The organism is Exiguobacterium chiriqhucha RW-2, from assembly GCF_000416965.1.
Classification (GTDB): domain Bacteria; phylum Bacillota; class Bacilli; order Exiguobacteriales; family Exiguobacteriaceae; genus Exiguobacterium; species Exiguobacterium chiriqhucha.
In genome coordinates this window covers 560815-585040 of record NZ_ATCL01000014.1, presented here as the reverse complement: position 1 = coordinate 585040, position 24226 = coordinate 560815, and the positions used below count along the sequence as shown (strand labels likewise).

Annotated in this window: 19 protein-coding genes and 1 pseudogene; 7 read left to right on the top strand and 13 right to left on the bottom strand. The window is 53.5% G+C overall.

Translation table 11 applies throughout. The features are described from left to right. Positions 1-114 precede the first annotated feature (114 nt). Entirely contained in the window at positions 115-1350 is a 1236-nt protein-coding gene (locus M467_RS22580; RefSeq protein WP_021066449.1) for an exo-beta-N-acetylmuramidase NamZ family protein, read from the top strand. A gap of 113 nt (positions 1351-1463) precedes the next feature. After that, a complete protein-coding gene (locus M467_RS22575; protein WP_021066448.1) occupies positions 1464-2384 on the top strand; it encodes a CAP domain-containing protein in 921 nt (306 codons plus the stop codon). A 41-nt stretch (positions 2385-2425) separates the two neighbouring features. Here M467_RS22575 and M467_RS22570 read toward each other — a convergent pair whose 3' ends face one another. Beyond that, positions 2426-2623 carry a CsbD family protein gene (locus M467_RS22570; RefSeq protein WP_021066447.1) on the bottom strand — a complete coding sequence of 66 codons (198 nt, stop codon included), beginning with the start codon at positions 2621-2623 and terminating at the stop codon, positions 2426-2428. Positions 2624-2678: 55 nt separating this feature from the next. After that, entirely contained in the window at positions 2679-3077 is a 399-nt protein-coding gene (locus tag M467_RS22565; RefSeq protein ID WP_021066446.1) for a hypothetical protein, read from the bottom strand. A gap of 146 nt (positions 3078-3223) precedes the next feature. Between M467_RS22565 and M467_RS22560 the strand changes: the two genes are divergently transcribed. Genes M467_RS22560 through M467_RS22550 form a run of 3 tightly spaced genes read left to right on the top strand, consistent with a single transcriptional unit; the run spans position 3224 to position 6388 of the window. Next, a complete protein-coding gene (locus M467_RS22560) occupies positions 3224-4156 on the top strand; it encodes an ABC transporter ATP-binding protein (RefSeq protein WP_021066445.1) in 933 nt (310 codons plus the stop codon). A 5-nt stretch (positions 4157-4161) separates the two neighbouring features. Then, complete coding sequence (locus M467_RS22555) at positions 4162-5301, top strand: ABC transporter permease (RefSeq protein ID WP_021066444.1); 1140 nt, start codon at positions 4162-4164, stop codon at positions 5299-5301. Continuing rightward, positions 5288-6388 carry an ABC transporter permease gene (locus tag M467_RS22550; protein WP_021066443.1) on the top strand — a complete coding sequence of 367 codons (1101 nt, stop codon included), beginning with the start codon at positions 5288-5290 and terminating at the stop codon, positions 6386-6388. Before M467_RS22555 ends, M467_RS22550 begins: the two co-directional genes overlap by 14 nt. Positions 6389-6430: 42 nt before the next feature. Here the strand turns inward: M467_RS22550 and M467_RS22545 are convergent, their stop codons facing one another. Next, entirely contained in the window at positions 6431-9115 is a 2685-nt protein-coding gene (locus tag M467_RS22545; protein ID WP_021066442.1) for an HD domain-containing phosphohydrolase, read from the bottom strand. Between the two features lie 202 nt (positions 9116-9317). Between M467_RS22545 and M467_RS22540 the strand changes: the two genes are divergently transcribed. Together M467_RS22540 and chrA are read left to right on the top strand one after the other, a co-directional pair. Continuing rightward, positions 9318-9626, top strand: coding sequence for a PadR family transcriptional regulator (locus M467_RS22540; RefSeq protein ID WP_021066441.1), 309 nt, complete (start codon positions 9318-9320; stop codon positions 9624-9626). A 5-nt stretch (positions 9627-9631) separates the two neighbouring features. Beyond that, the gene (gene chrA / locus M467_RS22535; protein ID WP_021066440.1) at positions 9632-10816 is read left to right on the top strand and encodes a chromate efflux transporter; all 1185 of its coding nucleotides are present in this window, start codon (positions 9632-9634) and stop codon (positions 10814-10816) included. 34 nt (positions 10817-10850) lie between these two features. Here chrA and M467_RS22530 read toward each other — a convergent pair whose 3' ends face one another. The 10 genes and pseudogenes from M467_RS22530 to M467_RS22485 form a co-directional block, all read right to left on the bottom strand. After that, the gene (locus M467_RS22530) at positions 10851-11354 is read right to left on the bottom strand and encodes a YdcF family protein (RefSeq protein ID WP_021066439.1); all 504 of its coding nucleotides are present in this window, start codon (positions 11352-11354) and stop codon (positions 10851-10853) included. A gap of 79 nt (positions 11355-11433) precedes the next feature. Then, on the bottom strand, positions 11434-12675 hold the full coding sequence (locus tag M467_RS22525; RefSeq protein ID WP_021066438.1) for a DHHW family protein: 1242 nt from the start codon (positions 12673-12675) through the stop codon (positions 11434-11436). An 18-nt stretch (positions 12676-12693) separates the two neighbouring features. After that, on the bottom strand, positions 12694-14127 hold the full coding sequence (locus M467_RS22520) for an MBOAT family O-acyltransferase (RefSeq protein ID WP_021066437.1): 1434 nt from the start codon (positions 14125-14127) through the stop codon (positions 12694-12696). Between the two features lie 24 nt (positions 14128-14151). Beyond that, positions 14152-14631 (bottom strand): hypothetical protein, encoded by a 480-nt coding sequence (locus M467_RS22515; RefSeq protein ID WP_021066436.1) that lies wholly within the window; start codon positions 14629-14631, stop codon positions 14152-14154. A 77-nt stretch (positions 14632-14708) separates the two neighbouring features. Next, positions 14709-15815, bottom strand: a complete 1107-nt coding sequence (gene wecB, locus M467_RS22510) for a non-hydrolyzing UDP-N-acetylglucosamine 2-epimerase (protein ID WP_021066435.1) — start codon at positions 15813-15815, stop codon at positions 14709-14711. A gap of 80 nt (positions 15816-15895) precedes the next feature. Further along, positions 15896-16672, bottom strand: a pseudogene (gene tagH, locus M467_RS22505) (teichoic acids export ABC transporter ATP-binding subunit TagH); the annotation flags it as partial. 7 nt (positions 16673-16679) lie between these two features. Then, entirely contained in the window at positions 16680-17477 is a 798-nt protein-coding gene (locus M467_RS22500; RefSeq protein ID WP_021066433.1) for an ABC transporter permease, read from the bottom strand. A gap of 16 nt (positions 17478-17493) precedes the next feature. Further along, positions 17494-18783, bottom strand: coding sequence for a nucleotide sugar dehydrogenase (locus M467_RS22495; protein ID WP_021066432.1), 1290 nt, complete (start codon positions 18781-18783; stop codon positions 17494-17496). A gap of 141 nt (positions 18784-18924) precedes the next feature. Beyond that, complete coding sequence (locus M467_RS22490; protein WP_021066431.1) at positions 18925-21099, bottom strand: glycosyltransferase; 2175 nt, start codon at positions 21097-21099, stop codon at positions 18925-18927. Continuing rightward, positions 21096-24167, bottom strand: coding sequence for a CgeB family protein (locus tag M467_RS22485; RefSeq protein WP_021066430.1), 3072 nt, complete (start codon positions 24165-24167; stop codon positions 21096-21098). The genes M467_RS22490 and M467_RS22485 overlap by 4 nt, the downstream gene beginning before the upstream one ends. Positions 24168-24226 lie beyond the last annotated feature (59 nt).

Below are 24226 nucleotides of genomic sequence, written 5' to 3'. Positions count from 1 at the left end.
CAAATTCAGAAATAAAATTTCCTATTTTATTCACTTTATATTGAATTAAAAATACAGAATGGTACACTTTCCAATAAGTAGTAAAGCGCTTACATTCATGAAGGAGGAAAAGTTATGAAGAAATGGATTGGCGGCCTCGCCGCCCTCACACTCGTCACGTCATCTGTCATGTTACTCGATGCCGATGCCAAGTCAGAGCCGAAGAAACCGAAAGTCGAGCTCGGGGTCGACCGGTTGATGGACAACCCTGAAATCTTGGCCGGTAAACGAGTCGGACTGATCACGAATCCGACCGGAATCGATGCCAACATGACCAGTATCGTCGACTTGTTCCATAACTCAGATGATTTCGAATTGACGGCACTGTACGGACCAGAACACGGTGTCCGCGGTGATGCGCAAGCCGGATCGACGATCAGTTCCTATATCGACGAAGTGACGGGACTCCCCGTCTATAGTCTGTATGGGGCGACGAAAAAACCGACGGCCGAGATGCTCAAAGACGTCGATGTGCTCGTCTTCGACATTCAGGACGTCGGCACACGCTTCTATACGTACATCTATACGATGGCGTATGCAATGGAAGCCGCAGCCGAGAATGACATCCCGTTCGTCGTCCTCGACCGGCCGAACCCGCAAGGTGGCCTCCGCGTCGAAGGTCCAGTGCTCGACCCGGCCTATTCGAGCTTCATCGGCCTCTATCCGATCCCGCTCAAGCACGGCATGACCGTCGGTGAGCTCGCACGCTTGTTCAACACGGAGTATCAGATTCAAGCCGATCTCGAAGTCGTCAAGATGAAGGGCTGGAAGCGCTCGATGCTGTACGAGGATACGGGACTCCCGTTCGTCATGCCGTCACCGAACATGCCGACGACGGACACGGTCAACGTCTATCCGGCAACCGGTCTGTTCGAAGGGACGAACCTGTCGGAAGGACGCGGCACAACGAAGCCGTTCCAATTGATTGGCGCCCCTTACGTGAAGGCGCATGACTATGCCAAGACGTTGAACGCGCTCGAGCTTCCGGGCGTCACGTTCCGTGCCGCCTCGTTCACGCCGACGTTCTCGAAGAACGCTGGCAAACTGTCGCACGGCGTTGAAGTGTACGTCACGGAGCCGACGAAGTTCGAAGCGGTCAAGACCGGCATCGCCATGGTCAAGACGGCACACGACCTGTATCCGGACGAGTTCGAGTTCCTCGCCAATGATTTCATCACGAAGCTGACCGGGAACGCCTACGTGAAAGACATGATCCTCGCCGGGGAGTCGCTTGAGGCGATCATGACGAAAGTCGATGCCGAGCGCGATGCGTTCTTGCCGATTCGGAAAGAGTATTTGTTGTATAAATAAGGAGCAGGCAGGCTCACTGGAGTCTGCCTCTTTTTGTAATCAAATGTTAATACCCATTATCGCCCTATTCAATATATTATATGGTTATATGATCGAAAAAGGAGCTTCCCATTTTGAAAAAATCTGCCTCAGTCTTGCTCGCTGCCGCCTTAGCGACTGCGTTCACATTTACCCCAACGTCCCCGCTCACCGTCAATCCAGCCACGGTCGAAGCCTCATATCGTGAGACGGCCGTCAACACGAAAGGTTCCGTTACGGGCATCAGTCAACTCAACGTCCGCAAAACACCGTCAAGCTCAGCGACAAGTGTCGGTAAAATTGTTCGGGACGGCACGATGATGGTCCGGACGTCGTTCACGACGAACGGGGCCCGCTGGTACAAAATCCAATGGGGCACGGGGTACGGTTACGTTCCGGCTACGTATATCAAGCTGTCGACCGCCGAAGTCGCGTTCACGAAGGCGACGTACGTCGCCCCATCGAGCGTCTACTTAAAATCGCGTCCGCTCACGACCTCGTCGAACGTCGTGTTTCTTCGCCAAGGAATGAAGCTTGAGACGATCTCGTATCGTTACACAGGCACGACGCGTTGGTATAAAGTGAACATCGGCACGAAGACGGGGTATATTTTGGCGAAACACATCACGTTCAAAGCCCCGGCGAGCGGTGTCTTGGCCGAGACGAACGAAGAGCGTCAGACGGCTGGCTTATCGGCGCTCGCAGCGTCGGGCGAAGCGAACCGTGTCGCCCAAGTCCGGGCCGACGAGATGGCACAGACGGGCCAGTTCTCGCATCAGCTCCGTGAGAACGGGAGCCCAGGTGACACGCTCGATGCCTACGATGTCAGCTATCGCGGTTGGGGTGAGAACATCTATATGGGGTCGAACGACCCGGCTCAAGCGGTGAACGCCTGGATGAACTCGAGCGGCCACCGCGCCAACATCTTGAACGGGAACTTCACGCACCTCGGTGTCGGTGCTGCCAAGAACGCGCAAGGCTCGACGATTCATGTCCAAGTCTTTTTGACCAAATGAAAAAACGGGAAGTCGCTGTTGTCGCGACTTCCCGTTTTGTATTAGCGGCGTTCGTCTTTCAGGCTTTCGAGGTTTTGTTGGGCTTGGCCGGTCTTCTCTTTGGCCGTACCCTTCACTTGATCTTTCTGGCCTTCACGCTTGAGCGATTGATTGTCCGTCGCTTTGCCGACCGCTTCTTTCGCTTTGCCTGCCGCTTTATCGATCAAACCATCAACTTTTTTGTTTAGTCCGTCTTTCATGTGAATCTCCTCCTCGTGGTATCATGTCTAATTCATGTACCACTCTGAGGAAAATTCAAACGTAATGCTCTTTGACAAGAACCCGGAAACGTGGTCGGACGGTCAACTCGATCGTCGTCACCGTGCGGTTCCGGTCCTCGTTCATGACGATCAACAGTTCGCCGTGATCGCGGCGATCCTCGAGCACCTCGACTTTCCCGACCGTTCGCAGCAGCTGATAGTACAACAACTCCCCCGACGCGTCCTTGACGTTCACCTCGAACTCGTGGTAGCTCGGGGAGATTTTAAAATAAAATGACTCCGTCCCGTTCGAGAAACGGAACACCGACTCGTCATAATAAAACGGGAGTGTCGTATCCATCCGTTTCGGTTCGACCGTACAAAACAACGCCCACGCCATCTCATCTGGAAACTTCTCGCTCGACTCTTCTTTATTGAACTGCCACCCTTTCATCGCGATCCCTCACTTCAACTTCCATTAATTGTCTGAATAATTCGACTATTATAATTCATTCGTCATTGGGTTCGGAAGTTCCTGCAAACGGGAACAAAACATTGTATGCTTTTTCACGTTCCTGATTTGAAAGGAGTTGCGTCCACGTGTCTATCATCGCGCTCGACCATGTCACGAAACGGTTCGGTGAGACAATTGCCTTGAACGACTTTTCACTTCATGTCGAGGCCGGCGAGTTGTTCGGCTTACTCGGACCGAATGGGGCCGGAAAGACGACCGCCATTTCTGTCATGCTGAACTTATATCCTGCGGACAGCGGTACCATCCAGATTTTCGACCACTCGATGCCAAAAGACGAGCAGACGATTAAACGGCGCGTCGGTATCGTCCCGCAGCACGTCTCCGTGTACGACCAGCTGACAGTGTTCGAGAACATTCAATTTTTCGCCGAGCTGTACGGGTTCAAACCGGCCGAGGCCAAACAAAAGACCGTGGCCGCTCTCGACTTCGTCGAACTCACCGCGCACCAAAAGAAACGTCCGCCGGAACTGTCCGGGGGGCTCCTTCGTCGTCTCAACATCGCCTGCGGCATCGTGCATGAACCAGAACTCATCTTCATGGATGAACCGACCGTCGCCATCGACCCGCAGTCACGCAACACCATCCTCGAGAACATCCGTGAGTTGAATCGACGCGGGGCGACGATCATCTATACGTCCCACTATATGGAGGAAGTCGAGATGCTCTGCGACCGTGTCGCCATCGTCGATGAGGGACGGATTATCGCCGAGGGCACGCAAGATGAGCTGAAAGATCAAGTCATGACGCTCGAGACGGCCCGCATCAAGGTCGACGCCCTCACTCCGGGCCTCTTGGAACGACTCGAATCGCTCGAGCGGGTGAAGAAAGTCGATTACGAGGAACCGTTCCTCGACGTGTCGCTCGAGAAAGACACCCCGCTCGCCCCGCTGCTCGACGTCCTTCATGACGAGCGGGTTCGCTTCACCTCGATCACGGTCGACCGTCCATCCTTGAATACCGTCTTCCTGGCCCTGACCGGTAAGACACTTAGGGAGTGATGACGATGAAACTATGGACGTTCATCAAATATGATGTCAAACAGCAACTGCGGGACCGTTCGACTTTGTTTTGGATGCTCATCTTCCCAATCATTCTCATCTTCGGGCTCGGAACGATGCTGTCGGCCATCTTCAATAGCAACTTCTCGCTCCCGGTCACGGACGTCGCCTACGTCGAACAGTCGACGGATGATTATCGGGTGCCGCTCGAGACTTTTCTCGCCGACGACGACATCAAAGCATTCATCAATCTCGTCCCGTACGATAGTATCGCCGCTGCTGAAACCGGCGTGAACGATGGCGACGCCGACGTCATCCTCCATTTGGACGGTCCCGACGTCCGTCTGCTGTACGAGGAACCGTCGACAATCGAATTTGACGTCATCGAGGCCATTCTCCGGCAATATACGGACGTCGCCAATCAGCAGATTATGCTCGCTGAGGCAGGTGTTTCCGCCCCGTTCGAGCCCACGACGTTCATCGACAGCGAGAGCGTCGATTTGTCGGGTCGGACCCCGACATCACTCGAATATTTCACCGTCACGATTTCCATCATGACGGCACTGTTCGGTGCATTCTACATTACCGGCATGCTCAGTGAGGAGAAGCCGATGACCGGGAGCTATCTCCGGATTCAAGCCGCTCCCGTCAAACGGATCGAATATCGCCTGGCTCGCAGCTTGAGCCGATACACACTCATCTTCCTGCAACTCGTGCTCGTGTTTTGGTTCAGCCACTTCGTTTATCGCAGCTTCTCACTCGATTATGTCGAGTTCGGGCTCTTGTTTATCGCTTGGCTCGCCCTCGCCTTATACGGTACCGCGTTCGGTTTTCTCGTATCGAGTCTGCCCCGTCTCTCGCGCGGTACGAAAGATGCGATCGTCAACGGGTTCGTCGCCATCATCATGATCCTTTCCGGCGGTTACGTCCCTGGTTTCGATCAAGTGACGCTGAGCGTGGCACCGTGGGCCCAATACGTCTTCATGCCGATCTTTATGCGGGAAGGCATGCTCCAGGTGCTTCTGCGCGGTGGGGATACGACCGTGTTTTGGCAGAGCCTTGGTTGGCTCTCCTTGCATCTTCTCGTGTTCGCCGTCCTCAGTCTCTTGCTTTGGAAAGGGGTGAACCGTCGTGGTGCTATTTAGACATGTCGCCAAGCGCATGCTGCGGAAAAAAGGGCTATGGGTGTTCACGTTCGTCTCCGTATTCGGTTTCGCCTTGATTCTATCGTTCCTCAGCTCGACGTCGGCGTTGAACGCCTCCATCGGCATCCTCGACCGGGATGGCGGGACACTCGCCAATCGTGTGATTGAAGAAGCGGGACGGTTCGGTTCGGTGACACCGCTCGAGACGGACGAGACCGATGAAGCGTTACTGCAAGGACAAGACGTCGTCCTGACGATTCCGGACGGATTCACCGAGGCGCTCTTGAATGGCGAGACGCCGCGTCTCTCGTTCAGCGCGACCGAAGGAAGTGACGCCGCGTTGATCGAGCAAGCGCTCAACTCGCACCTGTCTCGTGAACGGCAGTTACTGATTGCAAGTGATTTTGACGAAGAGCGTTTCAACGAACTGGCCGATCTTGAGACGGAGAACGGCTATACGCTCTCGAGCGAGCCGTTTCAACAGAGCGTGGCGACGACGGCGCGAACGCAGGCGTTCCTCGGTCTACTGTCGTTCGTCATGATGTCGGCCTTTCTCCAGTTCATCCCGTTGTTCGTCGCCGACGACCGGGACGAGAAAATCTATTCCCGCCTGTTCGCCGCCCCGGTCACACCGCGGCGTTACATCGGTTCGTTGTTCGTATCGTTCTGTGCGGTCGGGTTGCTCTACGTGCTCATGTTGCTCGCCTTCAGTGCCGTTCTCTATCGACAAGACATTCTGGCTCACCTGCCTGTCCTGACGTTGTTGTTCATCGTCTATTTGTTCGTCTGTCTCGCCATCGGGTCGCTCATCGCCATCCTCGCGACGAATCGGGAGAAAGCGAACATTTGGCAGACGTCCGTGACGATGGCAGCGGCCATCACCGGAGGCGCCTTCATCAGTCTGACGTGGCTTCCGGAGACGCTCCAAGTCGTCGGGCGCTTCTTGCCGACGTATTGGTTCAACTACGGGGTCGCCCAGATGTATGAGGACCGTTTCCCGGTCAACTCGGTCCTCATATTGCTCGGGATGGCGCTCGTCATCTTCCTCGTCATCGCCTGGGCGTTGAAGAAGCGACCGCTCACATGAAAAAGGAGAGCCGCGATGGCTCTCCTTTTTCTAATGCTTCAATCACCGCTGCAACGTCGGCACGACTTTCTTGAAGAACACCTCGACGAGTTCAGGGTCGAACTGCCGGCCCGCTTCTTCTTCGATGACCGCGAGCGCCTCATCAAGCGTCTTCGCTTTCCGGTACGGGCGTCCCGTCACCATCACGTCGAACGTGTCGGCAATCGAGATAATTCGTGCCGCGAGCGGAATCTGCTCGCCGCTGATCCCTTTCGGATATCCTTTCCCGTCCCACCGCTCATGATGGGCGAGTACAATCTCGGATAGTGGCCCATACTCCGGCACCGTGCTCAAGATGTTATAACTCACTTCGGGATGACGTTTAATTTCACGCCATTCGGCCTCAGTTAACATCCCAGGCTTGTCTAAAATCTCATTGCTAATCGCGACCTTGCCGATATCGTGAAGCGTTGCGGCCGTAACGAGCTCGTTCACTTCGGCGCTCGTGAAGTTCATCGCTTGCCCCAGTTGTCGTGACAATTCGGCGACGCGCTGTGAATGGGCCTCCTCGCGCGGAATCTTCTCATAAAGCGTCCGCATGATGAGTTGAATCGAGTAATGTCGCCGGCTCTGTTTCTCGGAAACCTTATGGTGGTACATTCGATCTTCGGCCAAGTTGAACACTTCGGAAATGGAGAGCGAGTCGTCGACTTTCACCGCTTCCCCGAACGATGCCGAGATCGGCAAGCCTTCAATCGCTTTATCGTGAAACAGCTGACTCAAACGTTCTGATAGAAGAATTGCCTCGTCGCGCGACGTGTTCGGCATGATGATGACGAACTCATCGCCTCCGATTCGAGCGACCGTATCCTTGCCACGAATCTCACGCTTGAGCGTCATCGTCGCTTCAATCAACAAACGGTCCCCGACAAGATGACCAAACGCGTCATTCGTCAACTTTAATCCGTTAATATCAACGACAATCAAAGCGAGCGGATAATAGCATGGTTCGTCGTACGTGATCAGTGCCTCATCGAAATAACGACGATTTTTCACCCCGGTCAGTTGATCGTGATAACTCAAGTATTCGATTTCCATCTCATACTTCTTCTTCTCGGTCACGTCACCGATATAGCCGTGCCAGAGAACATGACCTTCACCGAGCTTCTCTGGACGCGATGACCCTAAAATCCACGTCGTCCCCCCGTCCGGTGTGATGACGCGGAATTCCGCATCCCAAATCGTCAAATTCTCATACGACGCCTCGATGCTCGCCATCACGTTCGGATAGTCATCGGGATGAATCTTCGAGAAGACGAGACCCGGGTCGTCCTTCATCTCCTCGAGCGTGATCCCGGTCAACACCTCGAATCCTCGGCTAAAGAACGGGAAGTTGAAACTACCGTCTGGGAGGCGCTCAAATTGATAGATGGCACCGGGCACTTGATCCGACAATTTCGTGAGTAAGCGGTCCCGCTCGGCGAGTTCTTCCTCGAGTTGAACGCGCTCCGTCACGTCTTTGGCGACTGCATAGATGTAGTTGCCTTGTACTTTTGAGTGCCATTCGATGAAGCGATAATCGTCATCAATCGTGCGATAGCGGTTGATGAATCGGTAAATCTCTTTCCCTTCTTCAAGAGAGGTGAACGCTTCGTCTGTTTTCGTGACATCCTCGGGATGGACGAGACTTGTGAAGTCCATATTTTCCAATTCCTCGAGCGGAAAACCAAGCACACGCTCCCAGGCTGCATTCAAGTGGAAAATTTCGTGCGTCTTCAACGACATGATGCATTCCAAATCAACGTTGGCGAACCCTTCGAACATCGATTCTTTCGTCTCACCAATCTGTCGGTCCGCTTTCGTCATCTGCTCAAGGATGTGGACGATATACAGCTCGACGAGACCGAGCCGGCTTGCCTGTTTATTTTTGTCCATCACAATCGTCAAATCTCCATAAAATACACCGTCTTTCTCGATTTTAAAGAGGATGACTTGACCGAGGTCGAAGATGCGCAAAATATTCTTGATGAGTCGTTTTGGCAACATACCATCGATGAGTGGCATGATATCGTCGAACACAATCGGACTCGGTGCCTGTAACAGTTCTTTTCGTTTCGAACTGATTGGCCACTTCTTGCCGACCGGATGAAAACCGAGCACATCGAGACTTCGCTCTAGCAGCTCGTCCATTCCTGACATCGCGACGGTCGAATACGTCTTCCCGTCATCATCCATCAAATTGAGCGTCACGGCCTTTGCTCCAGTAAAGCCTCGAATCTGATCGAGGAAATGTTGGTTCATCAACAGTTCGCGCCCGGTCGTGACGAACCGGTGCGACACGTTGACGAGTTGCTTCAGTGCATTGTTCTCTTGGACGTGCGGTGTGATGTCATGGAATAACGTCGACACGTAGCCCGGACGTTCACTGAACACGGACAACTCATACCAAGCCTTGTTGCGGCGTGAGAAGTGTTCGAACGTAATCGTTTCACCGCTATCGACGGCTCGAGCGACTTGGACAATCCACTCCCGCTCGCTGTACTCAAAGTCTTTCAACTTGTCTGTGATGCGTCCCTCGAGAAAGTGTTCGCGCTTCGCCTTCATGATGCGCTCGAACGCCTCGTTCACTTCGTGGAACTCGTAATCGACGGGCTCCCCCGCCTCATCGTAGAGCACTTTAAATTCGACGTAGCCTTGGGGCATATGGCGCAACAAGGATTGGAATTTGGTTTGGTCTAGGTCTGCCACGTCGTTTCCTCCTCTGCTGACTTCTATTATTCAGTTTACCTCATTTTTTATGAATTCCCTATATTTGCCGATTCGATTCTTATGAATCGGTTACATTACGTTTTTGTAAAGGGGCACGTTCGACGGTTGCATAAATTTGTGTGGGTTGTTACACTGATTTCGACATTCGATATCGAAAATCGATTTCAAGGAGATGATGTACGTGGAAGACCGCGTCCTTCGCAAACTGTTCCTCGGCTTTATTCATATTCACATCTTGCATCATGCTGCCGAACATCCGGTATATGGCGCGTGGATGGTCGAAGAACTTCGGGAGCACGGCTACTCAATCAGTGCCGGCACGCTCTACCCGATTTTACACACGATGGAGCAGGATGGCCTGCTCGTCCGGACGAATGAGCTCGTCGGAGGCCATATCCGGAAGAACTATACGACGACCGAAAAAGGTCTCGTCGTCTTGGCGGAAGCCCGTCAAAAAGCGTATGAACTATTTAAAGAGATTAAGGAGTGAATCACATGTCTAACCAACGTGTAACGTTCAAGACGTTACTGGAGATTTTATTCGTCTCGACCCGGCTCGGCTTGACCTCGTTCGGCGGACCTGTCGCCCACCTCGGTTATTTCCACGAGGAATATGTGCGTCGTCGTAAATGGATGGACGAGCGTGCCTACGCCGACCTCGTCGCCCTCTGTCAGTTCTTGCCTGGCCCGGCCAGTAGTCAGGTCGGCATCGGCATCGGCATCGTCCGAGGCGGAATTCTCGGCGGGATTACGTCGTTCATCGGGTTCACGTCACCGTCCGTCATCGCCCTCATCTTATTCGCGTTACTTGTCTCGGGACTCGACGTCTCGGATGCAGGCTGGCTCTATGGCTTGAAAGTCGTCGCAGTCGCCATCGTCGCCCACGCCATTCTCGGCATGGCCGGCAAACTGACACCGGATGCGAAGACTCGCACGATCGCATTCTTTGCGCTCGCCGGCGTATTGTTATGGCAAACCGCCTACAGCCAGGTACTCGTCATCTTGCTCGCCGGTCTGGCCGGATTCTTGCTCTTCAAACCGAACAACTTGGACGTCAAATCGGCTTCGTTCCCGCTCTCGAAACGTCTCGGGGCGACGCTGCTCGGTCTATTCGGTGCGTTGCTCGTCATCTTGCCGATTTTGCGTGAGACGATTGAAAGTCAATCGATTGCTCTGTTCGATAGCTTCTACCGGGCCGGGGCGCTCGTCTTCGGCGGCGGACACGTCGTCTTGCCGCTCCTCGAGCGTGAGCTCGTACCGACCGGTTTCTTGAGCGAAGAGGCGTTCCTCGCTGGTTACGGGGCTGCCCAAGCTGTACCAGGACCGCTCTTCACGTTCGCGTCTTACCTCGGTACGGTCATCAATGGTGTGCCGGGCGGACTACTCGCGACGCTCGCCATCTTCTTGCCGGCGTTCTTGTTGATTCTCGGTGCCTTGCCGTTTTGGGATGCGCTCCGTCGCAACCCGAAAGTCGCGGGCGCGCTCATCGGGGTCAATGCAGCCGTCGTCGGGATTTTGATCGCTGCCTTTTATCAGCCGATTTTCACGAGTACCGTCAACGGTGCGGTCGATTTCGTCTTCGCCGCCTTCTTGTTCGCCATGATTGCGTATTGGAAGATGCCACCGTGGGCGCTCGTCATCGTCGGCGTCATCGGTGGGATGATTATCGGTACGTTATAACACGAAAAGGGACTTCACGATGAAGTCCCTTTTGTCATGGCCGCCATTTCCAGCGTATATAGTTGATGAACAGTTTCACGTACGCCAGTTGTTCGCGGACGACGTATTTCAGTTTCGTGGCCGGCGGCGTCTTCGCGTACAGCGCGTCAGTCGAGAGCCCAAAGTACAGCCTTCCGACGAGCCGGGCCCGTTTGACGTGAAAGTCGTTCGTGACAATCGTCAGGCCGGGCTCGCCGTCCCAAATCGAACGGCTCAACTGAAAGTTTTCCACCGTCGACGTCGACTCCGCCTCGATATGGATTCGCGTCTCGTCAATCCCTCGGGCCATTAATTCCCGGGCAATGACGTCTGCTTCGGCCATCCCTTCATCGGGACCTTGTCCGCCGGAAGCAATCAGTTCGACGTGCGGATACCGTTTGGCATAGGCAGCGGCCGCCTCAATCCGATAGCGCAAGGCGCTCGATGGTCGGATGCCATTCACTTTGGCGCCGAGGACGAGGACGTACCGATACGTCCCGTCGGCGGTTCGTCGTTTCATCTCTCTCACCTGCCTACTTGTTAGTATAGCGACTTCACATCAAAAAAAGCCAATCATCACGTGGATGATTGGCAGTTTGTTAAAAGCTATCTTCATAATCCCCAGACATCCCGGAGATACGATCGTTATGCATGAACAAGACGAGGTCGACATCGTTCTCTTCGACGTAGTCCGTGATATCGACTTTTCCTTCCGCGTAGCGGACGTCAATCGCCGATACCGTCCCGAACGACTCCCCCAGGAAGCCAAGCACCGGGTTGGCGTACGAATCCTTCAAGACGAGCACGTGCAAGTCGTTGATCGGATCTTTCTGCTCGATGCGCAACTGTCCATAGTTGTCTTTCATGAACACTTTATAGAAATCAGCGAATCGGTTCGTCTCTTCCGCTTCCTCGCGGGCGATGACCGAGTGACCACAATCATCCCCGTTCCGGCATACCTCGGTCGTGAAACCGTCTTTCGGTTCCATCCACTCCAAGTAGTCGAGCTTCTCGACATACGGGAGGGATATCTCTCGAGCGTAGGAGCCGTAGTAAGGCTGATCGATTTTGAACGTTTCCATATCGGACGCCTCTAATTTCGGGACGTCCTCATAATCTTGTTGGAGCCGTTCGATGATTTGCTGATACCCGAGGAATGCCCCTTGGACGTTCCAGTGGTGGTCGTTATAGAAATAGATGTCTTCCATCGGCCGCTCAAAGAGTGTATCTCCGAGGTCGATGAGCTCAAAGTCGGCTCCTTCGACCGCGTCATGAAGATTGCCACGGCTGTCTAAGTCGCCACTGATGACGTAGTCCGGAATCATCTCATTTTGCGCCGCATGGACCGGCTTACTCGGTGCGGACGCGAAGTAGACCGGGACATCCTGTTCTTGCATCGTGGCTCCGAACTCAGGGAACAGACGCTTCATGTTATCGAACCCGCGGACAGGCTCATCCGGACCGATGAGCACGCCATTGTCGAGGGCGAGCACCCCGTTATTGATTTTTTGTTGGAAGACGTTCTTTTGGAAGCCCGCCTGCAGACCCATCCAACGGTCACGTTGGAACACTTGGTCGCTCGTGTAGCTTTCGAACTCCTCCATATAAGAACCATCCCGCACGGCACTAACCGAGGCTTCCGGTTGTTGCGCGAGCTGACGCCCTTCTAGAACCGACACTTCCCGATCTTGACCGAACCAATACGTGGCCAATCCGAGGAAAATCACTCCTAAAAAGACACCGAGCAACAGAAAATCGGCGAACCAGGATTGCTCGAGCCCTTTCGGCTTTTGCTCAATCGGCCGCGGGCTAGGTTTTCTAGAATCTAATGGCTTCTGCATCATATTGCTCCTTTCTCTTTAGAAGCGGAAGTAGATGAACGGATTGAACGTGCTCGACACGATATACGAAATCGACAAGAAGAAGAGCACGAGCACACCGCTCACCCGGACGAGCCCGACGATTCGGCGGGTCGACATCGTTTTCGTGTCATCGAGTTCTTGACTCAAGAACTTCCCGACGACAATCCGTGGAATCGGCGTGGCCGCAATGATGGCGACCAAGAGCACGACACCATATTGGACCAAGTAATAGAGCGCTTGCTGGTCAAACAACGGTCCGCCATGAAGGCCGAACATCGTCTGCAAGTAAGCGATCGCATACGGGAAATCGTCAGCTCGGAAGAAGACCCAACCGATGATGACGACGAACAGCGTGAATGAGAGCGACAGCCATGACGGCATCGCCTTCAACCATTTCCCGAGGAAGGCACGTTCGAGCATGATGAATACCCCATAGTATACACCCCAGGCGATAAACGTCCAGCTCGCCCCGTGCCAAATCCCGGTCAAGAACCAGACGACAGCCAAGTTGCGGTACGTCTTCCATTCACCTTGACGATTTCCGCCGAGGGGAATATAGACGTAGTCACGGAACCAGCTACCGAGTGACATATGCCATCTGCGCCAAAACTCCGAAACCGAACGAGAGATATACGGGTAGTTAAAGTTCTCTAAGAAGTGGAACCCGAACATACGCCCTAGCCCAATGGCCATATCTGAATATCCTGAGAAATCGAAGTAGATTTGAAGCGAATAGGCGATAATCCCAATCCAGGCGAGTGTCGTCGACATCTCTCCGGCCGGCATGCCAAAAATCTGGTCAGCTACGTAGCCGGCGCTGTTCGCTAAAATCATTTTCTTCCCGAGACCGATGACGAAGCGCTGAATCCCAGACACGAAGTCATCAATCGTCTCGCGGCGGTCGACAATCTCATCGGCGACCGTTTGATAGCGAACAATCGGTCCGGCAATCAATTGTGGGAAGAACGAGACATACAAGGCCAAGTCAAAGATGTTGCGTTGGACTTGCCCGTCCTTGCGATACACGTCGATGACGTAACTCATCGCTTGGAACGTGAAGAACGAGATACCGAGCGGGAGTGGGATTTCTGGGTCGTTCAACGAGAAACCGAACACGCTGTTAACGTTTTCGATAAAGAAACTCGTATATTTGAATACCCCAAGCATTACAAGGTTTCCAAACACCATGAGAGTCATCCAAAGTTTGATTTTCTTTTCATGATGACGGTCGCGGTCGACGAGCAGCCCGAAGACATAGTTCATCGCAATCGACGCGAGCATAATCAATACAAATCGCGGTTCACCCCAGGCGTAGAAAAACAGACTCGCGACAAGCAAAATCGTGTTTTTGATGGGACGCGGTGAGATAAAGTACAGGCCGAGTACAATCGGCAAGAAATAAAATAAAAAGACGGTTGAACTAAATAGCATATCAGTTAGTCCCTTCCTACAAGATTACTCCTCAAACGAGAGGTATAGATCATCGAGTCGAATCGTCTGAGGCTCCGTCGTCTCAATCACATATTTGTAAGAGAGTTTGAAGTACTCTGCCCCTTCGACTTGAGGAATCGACTCCTCGATGTGGTTGTCGCCCGGGTTGAGCGTCAACTTGAAGCGTTTATTCGAGACGCGTTCTTTCTTCGTATACTGCATGAAATACATCTCGAGCTTCACGGTCTTGTCACTGAGCACGTGAATATGCGTATCGAGGCCAATCGTTTGGCAAGGGTCCATCTGCGCGTCCGGCAAAAACATTTGCGACGGCGGAATCTCGAATTTCAAATCGAACAGTTGCACGTAAATCGAGTCGGACTCACTCTCCGGCATGAACGTAACCTCTGTCTTATACCCTTCTTCGCGCATCCGTAAGTGATCCTTTTGGTAACCGCGCGGATAATAATGATAAATCGCAGGGCGAATTCGTTTGACTGCCATATCGTTTCCTCCGTTTTATAAGAAAAGAGTTGCCGTACACATGTACGAGACAACTCTTATTCTTTTACATTAAATTATTAGAAGTCTGTTGCCAAAATGGCGTCGACGATGCGACGTGACGCTTCCCCGTCACCGTATGGGTTCGAGGCTTTCGACATCTTCTCGTAAGCCGTTGCGTCAGAAAGAAGCTCATCGGCGAGGCCGAAGATGACTTCTTCCTCGACACCAGCGAGTTTCAATGTGCCAGCGGCCACGCCTTCCGGACGTTCCGTCGTGTCACGAAGGACGAGGACTGGAACACCGAGTGACGGTGCTTCTTCTTGCACGCCGCCCGAATCCGTGAGGATCAAGTGCGAAATCGATGCATAGTTGTGGAAGTCGAAGACGTCGAGCGGTTCAATCAAGTGGACACGGTCGATATCGTGCAAAATCTCGTTAGCGAGTTCACGAACGACCGGGTTCATGTGGACCGGATAGACGACTTCGATATCGTCGTACTTCTCAATCAAACGGCGCACAGCGCGGAACATGTTGCGCATCGGCTCGCCGAGGTTCTCGCGGCGATGGGCCGTGAGCAAGACGAGACGGCGTCCCGATTCACGGATTGAATCGAGCAACTCGTTCGAGTAGTCCTCGCGGACCGTCGTTTTGAGTGCGTCGATTGCCGTGTTGCCCGTGACGAAGATCTTGTCTTCCGGCTTGCCTTCACGAAGCAAGTTCTCTTTCGACGTTTCCGTCGGTGCGAAGTGAAGGTCGGCCATGACGCCTGTGAGCTGACGGTTCATCTCTTCTGGGAACGGCGAGTACTTGTTGTACGTGCGAAGACCGGCTTCGACGTGCCCGACCGCAGTTTGGTTGTAGAACGCCGCGAGCGAGGCCGCGAACGTCGTCGTCGTGTCACCATGGACGAGGACGATGTCCGGCTTCGTTTCAGCGATGACTTCTCCCATTCCTTTGAGGACGCGTGACGTCACGTCATACAACGTTTGCTTGTCTTTCATGATATCTAAATCGTAGTCTGGCTTGATTTCGAACAACTCGAGCACTTGGTCAAGCATTTGACGGTGCTGCGCCGTGACGACGACGATTGGTTCGACCCCTTCACGTTTCTTTAACTCAAGAACGAGTGGTGCCATTTTAATCGCTTCTGGGCGTGTCCCGAAGACAGTCATTACTTTTTTCATCGATTCGCTAACTCCTCTTCTGTGAGCGGCGGCAAGATATACGTCTCGCCGAGCTCTGTAGATTCGACAACGGTTGTCCGGCGTTTCAACTTATCCGCTTTGAACGCGTCTTGCTGATCTTTTGATAAGTTACGGAACCATTTTAAAAACTTGTTATATTCACGCGCGACTTCTTCGACCGGTCCGTACTCACGGACCTCACCGAACTCGAGCCAAAGTCCGAGCGTACAGAACTGTCGGACTTGAGACACGGAGTGGCTGATGAAGAAAATCGTCTTACCTTGATCCTTGAACTCGTTCATCTTGGCGAGACACTTGTCGGTGAACGTTTGGTCCCCGACCGAGAGCGCCTCATCGATGACGAGGATGTCCGGATCGATGTTGATTGAAATCGCAAATCCGAGGCGTGATTTCATCCCGCTCGAATACGTCTTGACGGGTTGATGAATGAAGTCACCGATATCGGCGAAATCAATGATTTCTGGCGTCAACTCGGCAATCTCATGTTTCGTCATCCCAAGCATGAGCCCTTTTAATTCGATATTCTCCATCCCGGTCAAGTTCCCGTTCAGGCCAGACGAAATCGCGATGAGCGCCGTCTTGCCTTTCAGCTCGATTTGACCATGGGTTGGCGGCATGACATCCGCGAGCAGGTTCGACATCGTCGATTTCCCTGACCCGTTGATGCCGATGATGCCGACGACTTCGCCCGGCGGCACTTCAAACGTGACGTTCCGGAGTGCGTAGAATTGCTTACCGTTCGTTTTATTGAGGAAAATCTCCTTCAATTTGTCGGTCGGCTTGTTGTATAACGTATAACGTTTTGACACGTTCTCAAATTTAACTTGGTACATGATAGCCTCCTCAAATGTAATCGATGAAATATCGACGGAAGCGCATATGGATCATCGAACCGACAAAGAAGAGGACGAGCACGATCGCCCAATAGTAGAGACCATACGCCCAGTTGTTCGCGAGCCAATCGGTCCCGAGGAACATCGAACGATACCCTTCAATCAAATAGTACAACGGGTTGATTTGAAGAACCTCTGCGAGACGGCCGGTCGGAACCCAAAAAATCGGCGTCAAGTACATGAGCATTCGCATGAGCGATTGCAGTAAGTTTTGTAAGTCGCGCACGATGGTCGTCAGTGCGGACGTGATTAACGCTAGCGAGTAAAGTAAGGCAAGAGCACTGATCGCCAAGTATATGAACCAAAGCGAATGGAGCCCCATCGGATAGCCGAACGCCCACATTAACACGTAGGATACCGCCACTAAAATGGCATGGCGATAAAACAACGATAACAGGACGTAAGCAGGAATCGTTGAGATTGGAAAGCTCATCTTGGAAACTAACCCAATCTTCGAATAGACAGACCGAGCCGTAGAAGTGATTGCCGCGGCAATAAAGAACCAGACGACAATCCCTGCAACGAGCCATGGCAGAAACGGCACGCCATCAATCGGCCTGCCGCTTCGAATACCAAATCCAAATACAAACCAATAGACTGCGATTTGCAGCAATGGCGTGACGAATTCCCATAAAAATCCGAGGTACTGCATTGAATAGTTGCTCTTCGTCTCATACGTCGCGAGACGCATGATCAGATACTTACTCGACTGCAGTTCTGAAAGAATAGCTTTCGCGGATTTAAACATGTGAATTCACCTTGAATCAACGTACGAGATTCGTTTCCTTTGTAAATTTGTACAAGTTGCCGTAGTTAACGACTGCCACATCTTCGCCAGCTGGCTTCACGATGTTGCGCGTATCAAAGATCATCGGACGACGCATCGCTCCGCTGAGTTCAGCGAAATCGAGTGTCTTGAACTCGTTGTGGTCGACGAGGACGAGGACGAGGTCCGCGCCTGCGATCGCTTCTTCTTTCGAGACGAGGTCGAAACGGCTCGATGTCGACTTCTCGACGTGACCGTCATGAACCGAGATGTTCACGCCACGGTCGAGCAAGAGCTCACAGATGTCGACAGCTGGGCTTTCACGCATGTCGTCGACGTTTCCTTTGTACGTCACGCCGAAGACAGCGACTTTCGCGTCTTCGATGCCCGCAACGAGCTTCTCGACGTTGTCGGCCACGTAGGCTGGCATGGAGACGTTCGTCTCACGCGACAAGTTGATGATTTGAGCGAGGTCAGGTGACTTCGCGACGATGAAGTATGGGTCGACCGCGAGGCAGTGACCACCGACGCCAGGACCTGGGCTATGCAAGTTGACGCGCGGGTGTTTGTTGGCCATTTCGATGACGTCGAGGACGTTGATATCGAGGTCGTTACAAACTTTAGCGAGTTCGTTCGCGAGGGCGATGTTGACGTCACGGAACGTGTTCTCCATGAGTTTAGACATTTCAGCCGTCTTCGCGTCCGTCTTGACGATTTCGCCTTCGACGAATGTGCCGTAGACGCGTGCGCCAGCTTCCGCACAAGCAGGCGTGATGCCGCCGACGATGCGGTTGTTGTGCACGAGCTCATGCAAGATTTGTCCAGGAAGGACACGCTCTGGGCAGTGAACGAGGAAGATGTCTTCGCCGACGACGAATCCAGCTTCTTCGACGAGTGGCTTGACGAAATCGTCCATCGTACGTGGCGCGATCGTCGACTCGACGATGATGACGTTGCCTTTCTCGACGAATGGAAGGACTTTACGTGTCGCGTCCAAGACGTATGTGAGGTCGCACGACTTGTGCTCGTCATCATTATTTGGTGTCGGGACAGCGATGATGAATGCGTCCGCTTTCTCCGGTGAGAGTGACGCACGGAACTTGCCTTGCGCGACGACGTCTGCGACGACTTCGCCGAGACCTGGCTCTTCAATGTGGATTTCACCACGGTTCAATTTATCTACGACGTTTTGAGAGATGTCTACCCCAACGACGTCGACGCCGTATTTAGCGAAGACTGCCGATGTCGGCAAACCAATATACCCAAGACCTACTGTACATACTTTCATTTGTAGTAACCTCCAAGTGTGTGTGTGCCCTGCGATTTCTCGATGCGAGCATGTCCATCATTTTATTTCAGTTTCGACAATAAAACAATACTCATTATACTCTTGAACAAATCAGCCGGGCAATTACATTTTAATGACAAATCAATGTTTTTCCGTTTCGGACAACGCCTCTAGTATAAGCTGTTCCAGCTTTTTAGCAAGTGTTTCGACCGCGAAGTGCTCAAATGCATAGGTTTGAAGCGGTTTTGCCGCTTCGAGCAGACGATCAGAATCGTCGGCGTACGAACGGATGATGCCGACGGCGTCGGACACATCTTCCAATAATAACGCGTCCGGATAAATCGTCTCGCTCCCCGTCCAGTGACGGATGAGCGGATACGTGCCCGACGTCATCGCTTCGGCAGGTGCCAAATGGAAGCTCTCGAGATCGCTCATCGAGAGGACGAAGCCAATCTTTTGTAGCCATTCAGCGACATCATCGCCGTGTCCGTCGAACTGGACGCTCGTTTGAAACTGCGGCTCTTCAAGTCGGGCGAGCAACTTATCGTAATACGCTCTTTCATCTTCCCGTTTATTGATCCAATAAATCTCGTTCGGATGATGTCCTTTAATGAAGAGTTTATAGCGACGATCTTGTTGCAACAGCTGCTCGAGCAAATCGAGCGCCAAATCGAGTCGCTTCAGTTTCGGGTTGACGCCGATCATACCGAGGTGGAACGTCAAATCTTGTTTCACTTTCGGCTGAGCCAAACGTTTCCCGTCGACGGCGTTATAAATCATCGTCATCTTGTGGCGCGGAATGCGGAACAGACGGTACATCTCTTCGAGCATATACGGCGAGACGAGGATGATTTTGTCGATGTTATGCAAGTTGTATTGACGTGGGAACGGTGTCTCTTTCTCTTGACGGTGAATCCGCACGATCAGCTTCTGGTGCGGCAACTTGTGCTCCGAGTACCAGACGGCGTTGCCGAGTCCCCATTCACAGAAGATGATATCGGCCTGCTCGAGGCACGCCTTACTGTGATTGACGTTGTGAATCTTATGGCCGTCCCATTGGTCGACGAGCACGTTGAAGCGCGGGTTCTCCGAGAACTTCTGCATGAACAGCTTCAAGAACTTCAAGTCGTGGCCCGCGAAGACAATCGTCAACTTCTTCATCGCCCACAGCTCGTCACGGAGGCGCGCATGCGTGTTCGTGAACGTATAATACTGGGCCATGTCATACAGACGCTTGGCGGCCTCACGGTAGATGGTGGCGTCCGTGAGCGCGAGACGCGCCTTGTCGATGAACTCTGACTCTGAATTGACGAACAACGGATAGTCCGCCCCGAGGATGAGCTCATGCATCGGATTACGGTTGAGCAGCACCGGCTTTCCGAGCGCACCATACTCGAGCAGCTTCGTCGACAGTTCGAGCGAGGCGTCGAGTTCCGGATGGCGCCAAGATACTCCGACCGCACTCGACTCGATTAACGTCTCGACGTCGCGACGCGGGATTCCTTTCAGCCATGTCACGCCTGGATCGTGACCGAGTCGATGTGTCACGTCTTTGCGGAAGTTCGGGTTGTTCGGGTCTTGATTGAACTTGTCACCGGCGACATGAAGCTCGGCCGTCGGATGTGCGGCGCGCAGTTTTGCGAACGCCGTCAAAATCTCGCTCGAATACCAGAGCGGCGCAAACTTGCCTGTATAGACGAGGCGGTCGTTCGGTTTCGCGAACGATGGCGTCGCCTCTTTCACGTTCGGAATCATCGGGTTCAAGATGAGGAACGGTCGCTCCGTCGGGAGGAACGTCTCAAAATAATCTTTCATCGCCGACGTCTGGCAGAGCATGCGGGCCGAGCGTGAGGCGATTTGCTTCAAGCGGGCCAATTCTTCGTCCGACGCCTGCGTATGGTCGTGCGTGAAGTCGGTGATATACGTCCACGTCTTCGCCATCGTGTCCTTATACGCCGACAAGTTGTAGGCGAGCTGGAAGCCACGGATGAAGGCCAAGTCGTACGAGCCGCTCATCATGAGCTCATGGATGAGTTGGGCCGCTTCAGACGGCTCGAGTACTTTCTTCTCATAGTACGGTTCGTCTTTCTTCGGTGACGTCTCGCCAAATACGTCGAGGAAGCGGACGTTCGGCAACTCACGAATCGACGCCGTCACTTCCGGTTTGACGATCGAGCGTTTCAATAAGACGTCGACGTGAATCGACGGGTCTTGTTTCAACATATGGACGACGGACGTCAGCCAGATGGCCGACCCGTCAATCAAGTTCAAGTTCACGTCCCCATAGACGAGGACGCGAAGCGGTGCTTTCGTCATAACGTTACCTCCTGGGCCATCTCGTCGGAGAGATTGGCTCCGCCTTTGACGTATTGATACGGGTCGATGCTAAAGATCCGCTCGCCGGACTGGGCCAACTCTTGGAGCGACGCATCGTTCGTCAGCACGTCGAGTGCCTCTTGGATGCTGTAGAAACGGAGCGCCGCCGGTTTGACGAGCGAACGCGTCGGCACGGCGTCGAACACGTAGCGATAGCTTGCATCCACATCTTGTTTCTCGAGCGCTCCATCAAACGTATAATGGTCGCCTTTCGTCAAGATGTTGGCGTCGGCATAACGCGCTGCCAAGATATAGTCGGACACGTACGACGGGCCGTAATAGTCGTCCCGGTTCACGAACGCCATCCATTCGAAGCCGTCCAAAATCTCAGATAAGGCGTTATATTGCGTCAAATAACTGAGCATGAACGTCGAGATCGTCTCGGTGTTGTACTCGTTATAGACGTCGATATAGCCGTCGAACTTATCGAGGAACACGACGAGGTGTGTATGCGTGTAGTCTTGCGTTTCATAAATCGATACGACCCGCTCCATCTCCTCTTTCGAGCGGACGATGGCGACCATGGCCACCCGCGCGTGGTCGACACGGTATGGGATACCGATTGCCCCGACGACTTGGGCGAGACGTTGCGTGTACGTATGATACGTCAACACGTGACGCATCCCGCGCATGGCGACGTCCTCATAGAACGCGTCATCGGTCAACAGCTTCTTGAACGTCTCGTCGAGCATGGCGTCACCCTCATCGAGGAAGACATAATCGCCGAGCATCTGTTTGACACCGATGGAGCGCGTGCTGACGACCGGCGTCGCACAGGCGAGGCCTTCGAACACACGACGCGAGAACATCGTCGGTGAGTCGTTGACCGAGTTGACGTTCAGCATGACTTTGAAGCCTTTGTATGCTTTCGCGATCTGGTTATATTTCAAACTGCCGCGAATCGAGTCACGGAACTGTTCCGGGAATTGGAGCTGGTCCGTCTCGCCGCGTTGGTTCATCTCATAGTTGCGGTCATAGATGACGAGGCCGTAACGGTCCGCCGCGGCGAACAAACGGTCCATGTCTTGACGACGTGACTCGTGTCGGTTCGCGTAATACGAGCCCGCGAACGAGGCGTACGGTTCACGTGTCCCCGGTAAACGAATCGGGTTGTGTTCTTTCGGTTGTGCGGCGAACGGGAGTGCGCCGACACGGTCGTGTCCGCAGTCGCGGATGTAATCCTCGACCCGGTTCTCGTCCGTCGTATAGACGTAGTCGAACCGCTTCGCCGTCTCGATGAAACGGTCGTAGTGAATCGGGTCTTCCTTGTTCCAGAATACGGTCGGGATGTTGTTGTGACGGCACCATTCGAGCAGGCCGTCGAGCTCTTCCCACGTGTTCGTACCGTATTTGACGACCTTCTTCTCCCACGCCCCGGCGTTCCCTTTCCACGCCGACTCGACCATCAAGAAGTCCGGTTGCTCATCGGCGAGGACGGCCGGCCAGTTATCCGGTGTGAACGTGATCAAGTCACATTCCGGACGGTACGAAGCCGTCGTGAACTCATCAAAGATGGCCGCGACTTTCAATTCGTGTAGCTCACGCGGTACGGCACGGAAGAGACGGGCCTCGCGCACATCGAGCCATTCCGGGCTCCGTGTGCGGTCGCTGATGATCTCTTCAGTGACGCGAATCCGGTCGATGACCGCTTCCCCGTCGCCGTCGACACGGAGCGCGAAGCGGAGACGACGCGCCTCTTTCTCGAACTCGAAAATCTTCTCCGAGCCGAGTTGGACTTGCTGCATGTTCAAGCGGCCTTCCGTCGAGTACGTGATGATATAGAGGACGACGTTCGTCCCTTCGCCCATCTCGCCGTCGAGCGTGACCCGGTAACGGCTGTTCGATTTGACGTCGAACAAGAAGTCGACCGGCAACAGCTTGAAGCTGTTGTTCGTCTCCGCGTAGGAAATATAGCGGCGGTTGCCTTCCCCTGTCTTCAGTTTGACGACGAGTTGGTCTTGTTTGTGCTTTAGTTTGATCGTGTCCGGTGTCGGTACCGTCCACATCGATGGTTTGAGCGATAAAATCTCTTCACGGCGGACGCTCTTCTCGCGGACCATGCCGAGTTTCAAACCATGTAGTTCACCGTGACCAGACAAGCGGACGAAATAACGGACCGTCGTATGGCTCGGTGTCAGACGGATGATGCCACTCAGTCCGAGCGGGACCTCGATCATTTGATCTTGTCCATCAGCCGTATACGTGACGACGAACAGCGAGGCGTTCGCCGTGCCCGTCACCGTCCCTTTTAAATAGAAACGATAGACGTCATCGTCCATATCCCCGAGCGGGAAGTCGATGGCGCGTTTCGTGTTCACATGCGGGAGGGCCGATTCGCCGACACCGAAGTGGACGTATTGGCCACCGACGCCGTGCAACAACAGTTTGTCATCTTCAAAATCGACGACACGGTTGATGGCCGAAATCAATTCGAGCTGTTTCGGCGTCAAATCGATACGATAGTCGAAATCGCTATCCTGCATGTGATAAGCCATTCCTTCGACGTCCCAGAGCGAGACACCGTTGACGTTCAGTTCGATGACACTATAAGAGCCTTTTCCTTCCGTCTCGACCGTGAAGCGGACTTTCGTCTCGTTCGCGAGCAAGGCGATATCGGTCGGCGTCTGATTGTAAACGAACACGTCACGTGAATGTTTGTTCCGTTGATAGAGCGACACTTTGATGGCAGGTGTGACATCCCCGGCCGCCTTCGCGCGGAACTGGACGTGCATCGTCCGATTCGATTTCGAGAACACTTTTTTGATGTCGATCGTGTCTTCTTTCTCGTCCGGACGATACGTCAAGACGACCGCTTCCGGGCGTGAGATGACGACGTCGGCCCCTTCTAGATGGACCGCATCCGATGCGGTGTACCAATTCGGGACGATCGGTCCCGCTTGACGAGATGTCACGCGGTTGAGCGCCTTGTTGATGATGCGTTTCCCGACGCGACGCGAGCGTTGAACACCGAGATGTGCCGCCCGACGTGCTTTCGTTTGCCAACCCATATGTCTTTCCTCCAAACTGCGGGGTATTCCCCTCGATTTCACTAATAAGGAAGCGACAC

Coding starts and splice junctions, on each gene's coding strand:
- M467_RS22580 (WP_021066449.1), top strand. CDS start 115: ATGAAGAAATGGATTGGCGGCCTCGCCGCCCTCACACTCGTCACGTCA.
- M467_RS22570 (WP_021066447.1), bottom strand. CDS start 2,623: ATGAAAGACGGACTAAACAAAAAAGTTGATGGTTTGATCGATAAAGCG.
- M467_RS22565 (WP_021066446.1), bottom strand. CDS start 3,077: ATGAAAGGGTGGCAGTTCAATAAAGAAGAGTCGAGCGAGAAGTTTCCA.
- M467_RS22555 (WP_021066444.1), top strand. CDS start 4,162: ATGAAACTATGGACGTTCATCAAATATGATGTCAAACAGCAACTGCGG.
- chrA (WP_021066440.1), top strand. CDS start 9,632: ATGTCTAACCAACGTGTAACGTTCAAGACGTTACTGGAGATTTTATTC.
- M467_RS22530 (WP_021066439.1), bottom strand. CDS start 11,354: ATGAAACGACGAACCGCCGACGGGACGTATCGGTACGTCCTCGTCCTC.
- M467_RS22525 (WP_021066438.1), bottom strand. CDS start 12,675: ATGCAGAAGCCATTAGATTCTAGAAAACCTAGCCCGCGGCCGATTGAG.
- M467_RS22520 (WP_021066437.1), bottom strand. CDS start 14,127: ATGCTATTTAGTTCAACCGTCTTTTTATTTTATTTCTTGCCGATTGTA.
- M467_RS22515 (WP_021066436.1), bottom strand. CDS start 14,631: ATGGCAGTCAAACGAATTCGCCCTGCGATTTATCATTATTATCCGCGC.
- wecB (WP_021066435.1), bottom strand. CDS start 15,815: ATGAAAAAAGTAATGACTGTCTTCGGGACACGCCCAGAAGCGATTAAA.
- M467_RS22500 (WP_021066433.1), bottom strand. CDS start 17,477: ATGTTTAAATCCGCGAAAGCTATTCTTTCAGAACTGCAGTCGAGTAAG.
- M467_RS22495 (WP_021066432.1), bottom strand. CDS start 18,783: ATGAAAGTATGTACAGTAGGTCTTGGGTATATTGGTTTGCCGACATCG.
- M467_RS22490 (WP_021066431.1), bottom strand. CDS start 21,099: ATGACGAAAGCACCGCTTCGCGTCCTCGTCTATGGGGACGTGAACTTG.
- M467_RS22485 (WP_021066430.1), bottom strand. CDS start 24,167: ATGGGTTGGCAAACGAAAGCACGTCGGGCGGCACATCTCGGTGTTCAA.